Below are 14,628 nucleotides of genomic sequence, written 5' to 3'. Positions count from 1 at the left end.
TGCAATTTGAATGTGAGAGGCCCGTCCGAGCGGGCTTTTTTTCGCCTGGAGAAACGCATGTCAGGTCAAGAAGTCCAGGGAATGCTGATTCGGCTGGAAGCAACCACAGCCCAGCTGCGGCAGGAAATGGCCAAGGCAGACTCAACCGTTGCGCAGGTCTCTGGGCGAATCGACCGTCAGCTGTCTACTGTCGACTCCGCATTTGCGCGAGCCGGGCAAAGCGCTCTTTCTGCAGGCAATATGGTCAGGGGCGCCATGGCTGCGGCTGCTGGAGGCTTGAGCATCAGCTCGCTGATGAACCAAGCCGACGCCTATGCGACGATTGCTAGCCGTCTCCGTCTCGTCACTACCAGCGCCGCCGAATTCAATGCTGCCCAAAAGGCGGTGTTCTCCATCGCGCAGAGCTCGTTCCAGCCGCTGACCGCTACGGCCGAGCTGTACCAGCGTATCGCGACGAACCAGAAAGAGCTCAAGCTGACAGGCGAGGGCGTGGCCGGGATCGTGGGTACGATCAGCAAGGCTCTGGCGATTTCGGGCACTTCGGCTTCGGCGGCTGATGCCGCATTGATGCAGCTCGGCCAGGCTTTTGCGTCCGGCGTGCTGCGCGGGGAAGAGCTGAACTCCGTGATGGAGCAGGCTCCGGCCCTGGCGCAGGCGATTGCTGCTGGCATGGGCAAAACAGTTGGCGAACTGCGCGCCCTGGGTTCTGAGGGCAAACTCACTGCTGAGGCCGTTGTTAAAGCGCTGCAGAGCCAGCAAAAAGCCGTCGAAGACCTATACGGCAAGACCGCCGTCACAATCGGCAATAGCATCACGGCGATTGGCAACTCCTACACCCAGCTTATAGGGCGCCTGGACCAGGCAAGCGCTGCGAGTTCGCGGGCTGCAGAGGTCATCGTTGGGGTCTCGCAATCGATCGATATCCTGACTTCTGATTCTGCGGCGGTAGAGGAAAGCCTCGCACGTGTCTCGAATGTCGCTGAAACCTTGGCTGTAATCGTCGGTGCGCGGCTTGCCCTGGCGATTGGCCAGGCAGTGATTGGGTTCGGAGCGGCAACCAAAGCTGCAATCCAGCAGGCCGGGGCCACCGCTCTGTCCATCGCCGCAACGAATAATCAGCTAAAGGCAGATGCGGCCTCTGCCGCCCAGTCGCTGACGTCTGCCCAGGCCAAACAAGCTGATGCACAGGCAGCTCTTGCCAGGGCAAACGCTGATGTACTGTCGGCACAGCAGAAAGTCGCTTCGGACCGGATGCGGCAACAGTCTGAAATCAACAACCTGAAAGCCGTTCAAACAACTCTTGCTGGCGAGCGCGTACTGGAAGAGCAGCGCCTAGCAGCCCAGATAACAGAGCAGGGACGAGCGGCGGCGAGAAACAGGATGGCGCTGGCTCGCCTTGATGAAGTTGCAATCATCAAGCAGATCCAGGTTGCCGAAGCCCAACTGGCGGCAACAACCGTCGCTACATCGGCAGAAATTCAGGCTGCTTACGCTGGGAAGACTGCCGCAGCCGCCGCTTTTGGCGAGACAACGCTCGCAGTGAATGCAGCTGTTCAAACATCGGAAAGAGCAACTGAGGCAGCGACATTGGCAAGTCGTTCAATGACCGCGGTGTCGGCGGCTGGAGACGCTCTGTTGAGACTGATGACAGGGCCTGTGGGTCTTATCGCCATGACCGGTGCTGTCGCATACTCATTCCTCAGCCTGGGCGAGAACAGCGGTGAGCTTAAAAAGCGCCTGGGCGACTTGGCCGACCCTACGGATCAGCTGATCGACCGCTTTGAAAAGCTGAATCGGGCCACGCAGGCCGTCACCTTACGGGAGTTGAAGGAGCAAATCGCAGATACCCAAAGCCAGATCGCTCAAATGTCCGGCGCGATGGCTGACAAGTTTGAAAACGATATGCGCGGCATGGGGGCGGCTGGCGCAGACAGTCTTATGGCGGGTCTCGCCAATCTGCCTGCAGACGCCCAGGCCGCGCTGAGCCTGGTACGCAAGGCATCCAAAGAGCAGGCCGCCGGCATGACCGTCGATTGGAAAGCGGTTGCTGATCAGCTGCGCGCGATGCCGGGCGTTACCGAGAGCATGGCCAGGTCGCTTGAGACGGGCCAGGCTGCAGTAACAGATCTTGCTGCTGAGCTTGATAAGCAGCAGAAAACCCTTGCTGCCTTGACCGGCGAAACGGAGAAGAACACCACTGCCCAGGTCGCCAACAATGAGGCCCAAGCTGTAAGCGGACAAACCAAGGCTCAGTTGGCAGAGTGGGATAAGTACATTGCCAAGCTGATCGAGACCCGAGATTTGCTGGGTGCCAACGCTGCGGCAGAAGCTGCTTATGCCACTGCCAAGATGGGCGCGACCGCCGAGCAGAAGGCCCAGGCCAAGGTCATTGCCGAGCAGACCGATACGCTCAAAAAGTATCAAGACGCCATCAAGGACAATGACAAAGTCCAGAAGGCTGCACTCAAGGCGCAACTGGTCGCCTTGTACACCCAGGAGCAGGCAGCTGCTGATGCTGCCGCTGCTGTCAAAAAATCCCATGAGGATGCTGCGAAAGCGGCTAAAGAAAGTGCCGACTCGCAGATCTTCGACATGCAGCGGGTTATCAACAAAGCGATCAACCTCACCGAGGGTCGTAACCTACTGCTGCTCCCGGAGCAGAAAAGCTCGCAGAAAAATCTCACCGGTAAGGACCTTCTTACCAATGGCGCGACTCCGGCTGTGACCACTGCTTCAGCAGTGACGCGTCAATCGCCAGAAGACCGCGCCTCGGCGGCAATTGCTCAGCTTGATCTGACCACTGAGGCCAACAAGCGGGTTGATAAGGCTGCAAACGCAGCGGCCACGGCATTGAAGAATCAAGCGAAGGCCCTGGAAGACCTGCTGGCTAAGTCAGGCATATCCACCAAGGCGGCCAGTGATATGGCAAACGCATATGTGGGCGGTGCTGACAACGTCAGGGCGTTGACGATCCAGCAGGAGATTGAGGAAGAACTCCTAAAAACAGGCGCGGCCGCACGCGATAAAGTCACTGCTGCAGTCAATGCGCTGCACGATGCGGAAGATCGCCGGGATGTCGCGAAAACAGTCTCTGCCATGGCAGCTGAGCTCAAAAGCATCAATGCTCAGGCTGTTGCGACGCTGAAAGGTCGAGATGCGCTCGAAGCCTTCAACATTGAAAAGGCCGTCCAGGCTGAGCTTGTAGGCAAGAACATCAAGGTTGGCAGCGAAGAGTATAAGCAGCTCCTGGCGACCACTCGTGCACAACTTGATGCCAACAAGGCGCTGGAGCAGGCAAACAAAGCCAACGACCTCGTCGACCGGCTCAACCCGCAAGTCAAATTGCTCAAGGACTACACCGAAGAGCAACAGGCCTTGATGGCCGCAATGTCCATGTATCCAGAGAAAGCCTCGCTTTACGGCGATGCTCTGGTGAAGTTGGGCAAGGAATACGAGGTGAACCGCTCGAAGGCCACGATCTGGGGCCAAATGACGGAAGCTGCAATCGATCGTATCGACGGGGCGTTTGCTACCGCGTGGGGCAACATCGGCGATGGCGCGGAAAGCCTATGGGACAACCTCAAGAAGGGTTTCAAGCAGACCCTGGGCGAGATTGCTCACATGCTGACCACCAAGCCCCTATTGGCTTCCATCAGCAACTGGCTAACTGGCACGGACAATGGCCAAGGCCTGAGCGCGGTCTGGAGCAAGCTCCTTGGATCCGTGTCCGGCGGGTCGAGCGGTTCGTCCGGCGGCGGCTTTGGCCTGGGCTCCCTTATCGGGATCGGCAAGACCCTTTACCAAGGTATAAGCGCTCTGACCGGCGTCGGCTCCTCTATAGCTGCTGGTTATGCTTCGGGAGGGATCGGCGGGGCACTTTCCGGCGGCGCGGGCTACTACAGCAGTATGTTCAGCTCCACCGCATCGACCCTTCAGTCTGGGTTCGCCAACCTGGCTGCGGTGTTCACCGGCGCAACCGCAGCAAACGCTGCAGCGGTCGTCGGTGCTGAAGGCATTACTGCAGCAGCGCTGAGCGGGGCTGTTACGCAGGGCGCGGCAAGTGTGGGCGCTCAGTTCTCGACAGGCGTCTCAACGATGACGGCCGCCTCCTATGCCGCTGCCGAAGCCGGTGCTGCGGCGACCGCTGCCTCACTGGGCGGCCAGATCAGCGCAGCGATGAGCAGCGCCGCAGCCGCCTGGCCGCTCGCTGTCGCCATGGGCATGTATCAATCCGGCAAGCTCTATGACGCCGGCGTGCGGTATGACACCAGTGAGGTGACCAACCTCGATATCGTCAAATACGATCCTCTGGCAAAGGTTTCCCTGGCGGGGCTTGGCCTGACGGACAAGATTGCTTCCAAGCTCGTTGGTGGAAAGCTGGCAGCGATCCTCTCCGGCTCAACCTTTGCCTCGGCGGTGCTTGGCGCGATCAACTCCAAGCTGTTCGGTGGATCGTGGCAAACCAAGGACGGCGGCATCCAGCTCGGCGTTGAAGATGGCGAGTTCGAAGCCGAGCAGTACATCTACCAGAAGAAGAAGGGCGGGCTGTTCTCCAGCAGCAAGAAGCGCACGCGGTACAGCGCACTGGATCCAGAGACCGACGCGGTGCTCGGCAATGCGTACAACGCCACGGTCCTGGGCGCGATGGACCTGTTCGCTGCGCTCAATGTGCAAATGACCGCCAGCGTGCTTGACGGCTTGAATGTCGCAGCCACGAAGATCAGCACCAAGGGCAAGACTCAGGAGGAAATCCAGACCGAGATCGATGCATGGTTCACCGGTCTGGGCGACTCGGCGGTAACCGCCATCAACGCTGCAACTGCCGCGGGTCTTGATGGGTTCAACATCGAAGGCCTAACCTCGTTCGTCAACAACCTGTACAGCGTCAATGCCTCGTTCGACCTACTCGGCGTGAAGATTCTAGATATGTCGGTGGCCAGCGGCTTTGCCGTTGAAAACTTGATCAACATGGCTGGCGGCCTGGAAGCGCTGAACACCAATATCTCTGCCTTCTACGAAAACTTCACTAGCGACATCCAGAAGTCTGTGGATTCGCTGGCAGGTATTCGGGCTCAGTTCGTTGCCATGGGTGTCGAGCTGCCGGACACGCGGGATGCGTACAAAGAGCTACTTCAGGCGCAGGATATGTCGACTGAGGCCGGCCGTACGATGTTCTCGATCCTGACGGCGGGCGCGGAAAATGCCTCGGCGGCCTACTCGATCTTGGAGCAGCGTCAGTCCGACTACTACACGGCGTTCTATACGGAGGCGGAGAACACCCAGCGAGCGATCAATGAAACTACATCGATGCTCAAGGAGCTGGGCGTTGCGCTGCCCGGTACCCGGGACGAGTATCGGGCCATGGTCGAGTCGGCCGCCGGCGACACCAGCGCTGCGGGCAGGGCGCTATACGACACGCTGATGAGCGCGGCTGCCTCTGCCGGTACCGTCTTTGATGGTTTGGAAGCACAGGCGAGCGCTGCGGCGGAGGCAGCGGCGGAGGCTGCAAAGGCCGCTGCAGAGATTGCTGCCGCCAACTTCAATACCTACTACGCAGCGTTCTACACGGAGACAGAAAAGTCTGCTGACACTCTCGCTGCGGTTGGCAAGCAGTTCGCGGCACTGAACATGGCACTGCCCGGTACCCGTGATGAATTCCGGGCCCTCGTTGAGGGTCTTGACCGAAGCACTGCAGCGGGCGAGGCGATGTATCAATCGCTGATGGCTGTCTCGGGTTCTGCGGCTTCGGCTTTCGATATCTTAGAGACGCGTGCGGCCGAGGCGGCCCAGGCTGCTGCAGATGCGTTGGTGGGTGCGGTAACTGCAGCGAGCGGAGCACTAACCCGCGCTATCGGCGCCGAGCGAGACAAGCTCACCAAGGCCTATAACGCTCGATCGACTTCGCTGAATGACATGCTCAGCACTGTAACCACGAAGGTCAGCGACCTGACTGGTGTCAGCACTGATCTGGGGTCGGCGCTTAAGTCGTTGCGCGGCGACTCGGACGAAGCGGTGAAGATGCTGCGCGCCCAGGCACAGGCCGTGCTGAAGAGCGCACTGACTGCAGCTCGCGGGGGCGGATCACTGGCAGGTTTCAGCGGCCTTGAGGATGCGCTCGATACGCTCGGCAGCAACAACACTGATCTCTACGGATCCATGGAGGATTTCGCGCGGGACCAGGGCCGAACAGCGAACGTGATTGCCGAGCTGGAAGGGATCAATGGCAAGCAGCTCACTGCCGCCGAGAAATCGCAGAAAGGACTGGAGACGCAGATCGAGCAGGCCAAGGCAGCCTATGACGCTCAGATCGCTGGGCTGGATAGTCAGCTGGAGTTCGCTCAAGCGCAGATCGATGCGCTCAATGGCGTCGACAACTCGATCATCGGGGTGAAAGACGCAGTTCAGGCGATGAATGCTGCGGTGGTTGCTGCCCTTGCAGGGCAAGCTGCTGGTGCAGCAGCGCGGAACACCTACGACAACAACGTGAAAATGTTGGAGTCGGTTTATCAGGTGGTACTGGGTCGGAGCCTGGACAGTAGCGGGCTGGCGACCTGGACCGCCGCGCTCGCCAACGGGACGGTGACCTACGACAACCTCATTCAAACGATCGCCGAGGGCGGGCGGTTGAACGGGGAGGCCATCAAGATTCCAGGCTATGCCTCTGGCGGTATCCATGGCGGAGGGCTGCGACTGGTAGGGGAGAACGGGCCTGAGCTCGAGGTGACTGGCCCAAGCCGCATCTACAACGCCCAGCAGACTGCTTCGATGCTGAACAACAGCAACGACTCGGACACGGCAGAAGAAGTACGTCAGCTGCGGGCGGAGTTGAAGCTGGCTCTGTTCGCAATCGCCAAGAACACCCAGAAAGCAGCGAAGAACACCGATCTGCTACCGCAGAAACTGGAACAGGAGTTGTTTTCGTGAGGATCATTGAGCCGGTGGGAATAACGCCGGGCATGGCGACCTTTGAGCCGTTCCAAGTGGCGCCCGATGCTGAGCCTCTGGTGGTGCAAGTCGGGCAGGCGTTTCAGGTCGCATCCCTGATCACCAACGTGCCGGAGAACGATTACCCCTTGTGGGTATCGAGCAAGGCCTATGTCGTGGGTGATCGGGTGATGCTCGGGCATAGCAACTACGAAGCATTGAAGGCTCATACCAACAGCAGCCCAACGGTGGTGACCGATCCGCCGACCTGGCTGGATCTTGGCCCCACCAATCGCTGGCGAATGTTCGACGACAAGGTGGGTACCGTGACCACCAACCCGGAGAGCATCTCGCTGTCCATCTCACCTGGCAGGGCAGTGGACGCCCTGGCGTTCTTCGGCCTGGACGCTGGATCGATCTACGTGCGCGTGACCGACCCTTATCAGGGGATCGTGTTCGAGTCGCAGGTTTCGCCTGTGTCCACGGACGGTATCAACGACTGGTACGACTACTTCTTCAGCCCGGTGGAGCTCAACGAAGACTTCGCCTTGCTGGATATACCGGTGGGCAGCTATGGGTCTGTCGATATCGTCATCGCCAAGCCAGGCGGGGTGGCCAAGGTCGGCGCGTTGATCGTGGGGAAAATGGCCGTCCTGGGCGAGACGCTGTATGGCTCATCGATAGGCATCACTGACTACAGCCGCAAAGAACGTGATGATTTTGGCAACTTCATTGTGGTCGAGCGGGGGTACTCCAAGCGTGCCGAATTCGACCTGATTGTCCAGACCTCCCGGGTGAGCGCTGTTCAGCGAACACTCACCAAGTATCGCGCCAAGCCCTTGGTGTGGATTGGGGAGGCTAGCTACCAATCCACGATCCTCTACGGCTACTACCGGGATTTCAACGTGGTGATCAGCGGCCCGACGGCGTCGGATTGCTCAATTTCTGTCGAAGGACTCATCTGATGGCTACACCCACTATCACTCCGCTGCCAGAGGCGCCGAGCCGGCAGAACTCGGCAGGCACTTTCGCCACGCTGGCGGACAACTTCATGGCCGCGCTGCCGGCGCTTGGTGACGAAATCAACCAGGCCATTGATTACATCGGTGATCAGGCTGCGGCGGCTGCCGAGAGTGCACAGCTGGCGACCAAAAACGGCGCTATTCAGGTAGAGTCCGCCAGGCAAAAGGCGGATGCTGCTTCGCAAAGCGCTCAGTCATCCGCACAACAGGCGACCGCTGCGAAAGCTCAGGCGGACAACAGCAAGGCTTTCCGCGACACGGCCCAGGCGGCTGCGGCTGCGGCCCAAGCATCAGCCGGTCTGCCGGCGGTTGCCGGAAAGGGTGGACTGCCACTGGTGGTGAAGCCGGACGGAACCGGCGTGGATTACTCCGGTAGCATCCGGCGTTATGACCTGGATGTCGCAGTCTCAACAGCGGTCCTCGATCTGAATATCAGTCAGGTGTTCAAGGTCAATGCCAGCGCACCCCGCAAGCTTTCCTTCACCGGAATTCCCGCGGCTAACCGTGCGATGACGGTCGTGCTGCACATCACCGGAAAGTCCGACATCACCTGGCCGCCGGGAATCCTCTGGAACAACAGCCAGGCGCCTGTATTGGGCACAGTGTGGACGACGGTCATTCTTATCTGGGTGAGTGACGGATGGGTGGGTTCGGTGGGGGCGCGCTCATGATCGAAGCTGCATTGATGGGTGGTGCCCTCCCTGGGCCGTGGTCAGCCTGGGAATTTGTGGGCTCGACGAGTCTTCTGGCTAGCGGGTCGGCTGTTGTAGAGGCCAAGTTCCCAGCCGGCGTGCAAGCCGGCGATCTTGTCGTTGCGATCATGTCGCCGCGTGACGAGGATATCAAAACGACCATGCCCGCATCTGGCTGGCAACACTGGGTCCAGGGAATCCAGGACTATGTCTGTACTGCGAGGTACGCCCAAGGCCTGTCAGCGCCAAGATGGACCAGAGGTGGAATCAACTCGCTGTATGTGGCTGTTCTGGTGTTTCGCACCCCGGGATGGTCCAGCGTGAAGCTGGAGGCGCACACATCGCCTGCCATGCCAATAGACGTCACGACCCGTTTGCAGAACGAGCTTCTGTTGTGCGTCGGCCTCACCCCGAAGACCACTCGAGGCTGGGCAGTAACCATGACTGGGGCGGAACCTGCCGCAAGGGTGGAGAGATCCTTGGCACCTGCGCTGCAGGTTTACTCAGCGAATATCGATTTCCCTCATGAGGTCACGGGCGTTTGCGTCGACGCGCTTTCAGGCGCCGAGCGCAATCTGATCCTCACCGTGTCCTGAAACACACCAATTACTCAAGCGGTGAGCTTACCCCTTAGGAAATCGCTTTCGTGACTTGGGGCCTGTATTTGGCTGTGGCGTGGCGTTGTCTGGAGCAGAGGGGAGCGCACCTAGACCCACAAGAGCGCTCTCGACCGCCACAGAAATGGCATCCATTAGGTCCTCGCGAGTGACTCCAACGCCGGCAATAGAGCTTTCAATCAAGGCCCGCTTGTCGACGCCGCGAATACGATGCTTTGAGCCTTCTTTCTCAGGCACATCCTTTTTCTGAAATGTCGACCAGAGCCGAGTAATTATCTCGGCATGCAGGGACCTTGCCCCTTCTTCGGCACTGGCCTCCAAGAGAGCGCGTAGGTCCGGAGGCATCCGGACGGGGTAAGGGCTGATGGAGTGGCGATCTGACATGTCGGTGCTCGGGCTGCTTTTGAGGAGTATGCAAAATGAATCCACTTATCTCAATGAGTCCACTTGACTCATAAGTGAAGTGAGTTATTATGAATCCACACCAGTCATGGAGGCAGGTATGAAAGACAGGCATCAAAACCCACCCTACAGCTTGCGGATCGGCGCCGATTTGAAAGAGAAGGCTCGTAACCAAGCTCATGCGAATCGACGTAGCTTGAATGCAGAAATCGGACTCTTGATAGAGGAGGGGCTGAAGTGGAGAGAAATGCAAGGCAAGCAGGCGATTGCCTGAAACGAAGAAGCCCCGGCGTGCAGGCCAGGGCTTCAGGAAACGAAATCAACTACCAGGAAGAAATCGTCATGACGAATAATAGCACAAACGTAATCCCATTCCATTTCGGCAAGCAGCAAGTTCGCACGTTGTTGATTGACGACCAGCCATGGTTCGTCGCTGCTGATGTCTCGTCCGCCTTGCTGTATGCGGAGGCTAAGGACATGACGCGGAACCTCGACGATGACGAAAAGGGTCGGCAGATTGTGCCGACCCCTGGCGGGGCCCAGGAAATGCTGGTGATTAACGAGTCCGGACTGTACTCGGCGATCCTTCGCAGCCGCAAGACCGAGGCCAAGCGGTTCAAGAAATGGGTGACTGCGGAGGTTCTCCCAGCAATCCGCAAGCATGGCCGTTACGAAGACTCCGGTAGCAAAATGGCAACCCTGATGGATGAGCTGATCGGCATGACCGAGCTCAATGTCATCAAAGGCCTGATCAGGGACAAGGGCAAGGCCGTGCCGGCAGACAAAAGACATAGCTTCGCCTTGATGATGCATAGCCGACTGCGCACCCGCTTCAACGTGCCACGCACTGAATTGATTTCAGCTGGCCAATTTGAGGCGGCGTGCAATTTCATCGCTGCTTACGCAGTCGAAGGCGAGTATCTGCCCAAAGAGGGAGATAGCTTTCCAACCTTGCAGTATCCTTTTGATCGGCTCCTGGTCTGGACGGACTGCGAAGGTAAACGACAATTTAAGCTGATTCCTCGTGATGCGTATGTGCTAAATCGCCGTCAGATGATTGATGGCTTGATTACTGGGGACGTGAATTTTTCTACGTCTGAAATGTTCGAGTTACTTGCGGCAGCCACCGAAAATCTTCGCATTGTTTCTCGGAGCCAAGCACGGAGGGTGGCAGCATGAGCGCACTCATGATCGCAGGGATTGAAATTCACCAGGACCAAGACGGGCGCTTCAGCCTAAACGACTTCCACCGGGCGGCAGGCGGCGAACCGAGGCATAAGCCAAGTGAGTGGATGCGGGTAGGTCACGCCCAAGAGCTTGCTGATGAAATTGGCAAAGCGGGAATTCCCGCTTTGAGGGTGGCTCGGGGCGGTCGCTCTCCCGGCACCTACGTTTGTAAGGAGCTGGTCTATGCATATGCGATGTGGGTTAGCCCCACGTTCAGCCTTCATGTCATTCGGACCTTTGACTCGGCAGCTGCCAACGACGCTGTTATTCCACAGGATAAGCGGCTTCCGGTTGCCGCTGACAACTTGGAGGCAGCCAAGCGCATTGCAGAGAGCTTTGGCCTGGAAGGGAACCAGGCATTGCTGAGTGCCAACAGCATGGTCCGATCCGTGATCGGCATCGATTTGATGGACATGGCCGGGGTAAAGCACTTAGTTAACGAGGCTCAGGAGCTGAACTATACGCCGACCGAGCTTGGCGCTAAGTTTGGCATGAGCGGCGTGAGCATGAATAAACTCTTGGCGCAGTGCGGCCTGCAGCACAGTGTGGTGTACAGGCTTGGCAAAAAGCGCTGGGAAGTCACGCCCGAAGGCAAAGAGTTTGCCGTAATCACTGACACAGCCAAGAAGCACGGCGATGGCAAGCCGATTCAGCAAATCCTTTGGAAAGAATCGGTTGCCAAGCCGCTGAAGTGCCTTGCCGAGAAGCTTCAGTCCGAAATGCCTGAAGTCGTCGCGCACGGTCTATCGCAGTAAACACCCTATCCGGCCGAACCTCACTTGCGTGGGGTTTCGGTGCTTCCTGCGGATTCTAGAGAAGCCCTATATCCATAGCGCGTAATTTAAGCCGCTACGACCAACCTCATACTGAACAAAGAACCCGCCTGTGCGGGTTTTTTTATGCCCGGAGAAAACTCATGGCTTATAACAGCGCCCATACTGGGGCGGAGATCGACGCTGCAGTAGAGATGCTCGGACAGGTGCAAAGTGCTCGTGATGCAACCCGCAATGACCTCGTGGAAGTAAGGCAGCTGGCCTCGCAGGTCGCTACGGATGCAGATCAAGTGGCAGACCAAGCGGCCACAGTTAGCGCTAGGGCCGATCAGGTCCAGGTAAATGCCGCTGCTGTCGAGCAGGCACGCAACGCAGTCGTGGCTGCAGCAGAGGTAGCGGCAGACTCGAAGGATGCAGCTGTGCTGGCTGCGGCCTCCGCGCAAGGGAGCCAAGAAGCGGCCAATGCCAGTGAGCTGGCGGCCGCCCAAAGCCAGGTCGCTGCCGGACTGTCGGAACAGGTCTCTGCCGAACATGCCGAAACATCAGCGGCAGCAGCGCTCCAGACCGAGGCGAATAGGGCTATTGCTCAAGAAAGCGCCGAAAGCGCCGCCCGCAGCGCTGAAAATGCGGAAGCAGTAGTCACAGGCGGAACCGCCACTAGTACGCCCAGTCCGGGGAAAATCCCTCTTGCAGATGCGGATGGCAAAATCAATTCGGAATGGCTCGGTCCGGATATCGCCCGAGCCCAGGATGTACAAGCCGCAACTGAAGCAGCCGAAGCTGCCGAAGAGAAAGCGGAAGCGGTAGCATCGAGAACTGGTGGGTTCTTGGTTCCCGTTGCTCAGCCACCTCTGTTGCGGGACGACGCCACCCCTCTACAGGTGGGCGACCGCTACTTCAATACCGAAGAGCAAGCCGAGTACATCTACACGGATGCGGGCTGGGAGGTGAACGATAGCCAGCAAGCCATTGCAGATCTTAAGCAGGATCTAGCCAACTACATCGACCCAGACAAGGGGGCCTCAGGTGTTGGGTTTGACGGTGAGAAGCTTGATGATCTGTTGATTTATACAAAGACTTTGGCTGATTACGCCTCTCTTCGATCGTACACCGGTGTGGCCACCACTATAGCTATTAGATCCATGGGCTCTTCTGGAACGGTGGTTAGGGACCAATCCGTTTCTGGCGATGACAATCTGACCAAGTTCATTGATGGCGCAGGGCGTCAGTGGCGCCGCATACAGACCGAGCTAACTCTTGAGCAATGCGGTATTTCGCTATTAAACACACCGGCGGCCAATGCTACACAGCTTAAAGCAGCTATTTTGGGTGGCGTAAAAATAGCTGGCAGCCGAACCGCCTATTCTTTTGAATTTACAGGGGATCCTATTTCTTATTCTGGGTCTGTCCTGCAAATTGATCTAGGTCCTCATCTACACACTTTCAAAAACTGGAGCGGGATTGTTGCTAGCAGTGTTGCTGTGCTTGAGTATAGTGGCCGAATTGATGCTGGTAACAGCTACTGCAAAGGTTTGGGTAAATTCCGAAGGCTGCAGCACGTGAAAATCGGCAGTTTGGAATTTCAGAACGTGTTTTGCGTAAACCCTACCGTTGATGCACAATTCTTCGGTCTTGAATATTCTTCTGACACCTTTGGGGATAACCCTTTAGTGCTTGACATTGAGCGAGTTCGCATCCTGAATGTCAGGACGCAGACCTACATGCAAAATAGTGGCTCTGCCATTCCCATGACTGTCTTGGGTAACTACGGTTCCGGCTCGTCGCAGATAAAGCAGCACATGGTTAGAATCGGTAGCTTCCGTATCGAGGAATTTTATTCTGTCGCGCAAGATGGTGTAACTCCTTTAGATGGCGACAGTGACGTCTGTCGCATGTTCACCAATCCAACGCAGCTTATTGTTGGATCGCTCTATGCCAGGAATGTCGCAAAGCGGTTTGTAAAATCCCAAGAGACAGTGCAGGGCTTCTTCGGAAGCGTCGATTGGGTTAACGATACCCGTTTTCCTGCTGGCGTGTTTATCGGGTTCTTTGAGGGTCAGAGCGCCAACAGTGGTGTGCCATCTCACTTTGAGATCGGCGTATGCCGCGCATCCTATCCCAATGCGGATGCAAGTCTTCCTATGCTATTCAATGCCAGCGGCCTCGACCACAGCATAAGAATTGGAACACTTATATACAAAAACGTTGGATTCTATTCGGCGGATCGTGATGTAGGCATAACCATAGACGTCGCAATAGGTGAATGCCTAGCAATAAACGCCCCGCAGAGCCGGCGGCTTGACATAAAGAGGATTAAAGATACCGGGATTAGGTCCATATCCGTTGCAAAAGGAACTGTGGCCAATTTTGATATTGCCTACGGGGCCAGTATTACCTCGAACGGCTTTATTCTGGCAGGAGTAAGTCTCATTAGTGGAAACTTCAGGGGCTGGAAAACGACTAGTCGAGTTGCTCAGTTCTACAATATTGTAGACGTCACTCTGGATTATGCTTCTGGCGCTTCGTACACCCGCGCTTTTGTACCAGTGTCAGGAGGGATTCGATCAGCTGAGCGTCTGACTATAAATGATCCGACTCTGCTAGTTACTCAGATTTTTGAAGCTCCTTCAAACGGATCGGGGGTTTTCGTCTTAAGGAATTTCCGAGCGATTGGAGGGGCTAGTATCGGTGCAGGATTCTTTAGCTCTGGCATGTGGGAGGTGAGGCTTGATGATTGCGTGCCTGCAACATTTACCGGATCAGGGGCCTCGGTTAAGTCGGTAGCATACAGCTGATCGATAAAATTTCAGGCAGTCGATTGCAGTTGTTCAGAGCTCTACGGACCTGTCTGTTGCTGCCCAGCGTTTAAAAATCACCCTATCTAGCTCGCCTCAGTGATCAGCTTTCCCTGCGGATCTATAAGTGCAGGGGTTCCGGCATAGCCATTCGCGGAGACGGAGGCCGTATCGCC

The 14,628-nt window shown here is 57.3% G+C and carries 9 protein-coding genes; 8 read left to right on the top strand and 1 reads right to left on the bottom strand.

From position 1 onward, the window contains the following. Positions 1 to 57: 57 nt before the first annotated feature. Genes G7009_RS01350 through G7009_RS01335 form a run of 4 tightly spaced genes read left to right on the top strand, consistent with a single transcriptional unit; the run spans position 58 to position 9,234 of the window. Positions 58 to 6,924, top strand: a complete 6,867-nt coding sequence (locus G7009_RS01350; protein ID WP_181128172.1) for a tape measure protein — start codon at positions 58 to 60, stop codon at positions 6,922 to 6,924. Further along, a complete protein-coding gene (locus G7009_RS01345; protein ID WP_181128171.1) occupies positions 6,921 to 7,889 on the top strand; it encodes a hypothetical protein in 969 nt (322 codons plus the stop codon). Before G7009_RS01350 ends, G7009_RS01345 begins: the two co-directional genes overlap by 4 nt. Next, entirely contained in the window at positions 7,889 to 8,617 is a 729-nt protein-coding gene (locus G7009_RS01340; protein WP_181128170.1) for a hypothetical protein, read from the top strand. The genes G7009_RS01345 and G7009_RS01340 overlap by 1 nt, the downstream gene beginning before the upstream one ends. Then, positions 8,614 to 9,234, top strand: a complete 621-nt coding sequence (locus G7009_RS01335; RefSeq protein ID WP_181128169.1) for a hypothetical protein — start codon at positions 8,614 to 8,616, stop codon at positions 9,232 to 9,234. The genes G7009_RS01340 and G7009_RS01335 overlap by 4 nt, the downstream gene beginning before the upstream one ends. A 27-nt stretch (positions 9,235 to 9,261) precedes the next feature. Here the strand turns inward: G7009_RS01335 and G7009_RS28115 are convergent, their stop codons facing one another. Then, positions 9,262 to 9,600: a hypothetical protein gene (locus G7009_RS28115; protein WP_375139525.1), complete on the bottom strand. Its 339-nt coding sequence runs from the start codon at positions 9,598 to 9,600 to the stop codon at positions 9,262 to 9,264. Between the two features lie 157 nt (positions 9,601 to 9,757). Here G7009_RS28115 and G7009_RS01325 point away from each other — a divergent pair, with 157 nt between their 5' ends. The 4 genes from G7009_RS01325 (at position 9,758) to G7009_RS01310 (ending at position 14,452) form a co-directional block, all read left to right on the top strand. Next, positions 9,758 to 9,931 carry an Arc family DNA-binding protein gene (locus tag G7009_RS01325; protein WP_181128167.1) on the top strand — a complete coding sequence of 58 codons (174 nt, stop codon included), beginning with the start codon at positions 9,758 to 9,760 and terminating at the stop codon, positions 9,929 to 9,931. Further along, positions 9,895 to 10,836 carry a BRO-N domain-containing protein gene (locus tag G7009_RS01320; protein ID WP_308813295.1) on the top strand — a complete coding sequence of 314 codons (942 nt, stop codon included), beginning with the start codon at positions 9,895 to 9,897 and terminating at the stop codon, positions 10,834 to 10,836. Before G7009_RS01325 ends, G7009_RS01320 begins: the two co-directional genes overlap by 37 nt. After that, on the top strand, positions 10,833 to 11,639 hold the full coding sequence (locus G7009_RS01315) for a KilA-N domain-containing protein (RefSeq protein ID WP_181128166.1): 807 nt from the start codon (positions 10,833 to 10,835) through the stop codon (positions 11,637 to 11,639). The genes G7009_RS01320 and G7009_RS01315 overlap by 4 nt, the downstream gene beginning before the upstream one ends. A gap of 161 nt (positions 11,640 to 11,800) precedes the next feature. Next, positions 11,801 to 14,452 (top strand): hypothetical protein, encoded by a 2,652-nt coding sequence (locus tag G7009_RS01310; protein WP_181128165.1) that lies wholly within the window; start codon positions 11,801 to 11,803, stop codon positions 14,450 to 14,452. Positions 14,453 to 14,628 lie beyond the last annotated feature (176 nt).

Source organism: Pseudomonas capeferrum (assembly GCF_013523055.1).
GTDB classification, from domain to species: Bacteria; Pseudomonadota; Gammaproteobacteria; order Pseudomonadales; family Pseudomonadaceae; genus Aquipseudomonas; species Aquipseudomonas capeferrum_A.
The sequence above is the reverse complement of the archived record's forward strand: the minus strand, read 5'-3'. Positions and strand labels throughout refer to the sequence as shown.

Coding starts and splice junctions, on each gene's coding strand:
- G7009_RS01350 (WP_181128172.1), top strand. CDS start 58: ATGTCAGGTCAAGAAGTCCAGGGAATGCTGATTCGGCTGGAAGCAACC.
- G7009_RS01310 (WP_181128165.1), top strand. CDS start 11,801: ATGGCTTATAACAGCGCCCATACTGGGGCGGAGATCGACGCTGCAGTA.
- G7009_RS01340 (WP_181128170.1), top strand. CDS start 7,889: ATGGCTACACCCACTATCACTCCGCTGCCAGAGGCGCCGAGCCGGCAG.
- G7009_RS01335 (WP_181128169.1), top strand. CDS start 8,614: ATGATCGAAGCTGCATTGATGGGTGGTGCCCTCCCTGGGCCGTGGTCA.
- G7009_RS28115 (WP_375139525.1), bottom strand. CDS start 9,600: ATGCCTCCGGACCTACGCGCTCTCTTGGAGGCCAGTGCCGAAGAAGGG.
- G7009_RS01315 (WP_181128166.1), top strand. CDS start 10,833: ATGAGCGCACTCATGATCGCAGGGATTGAAATTCACCAGGACCAAGAC.
- G7009_RS01325 (WP_181128167.1), top strand. CDS start 9,758: ATGAAAGACAGGCATCAAAACCCACCCTACAGCTTGCGGATCGGCGCC.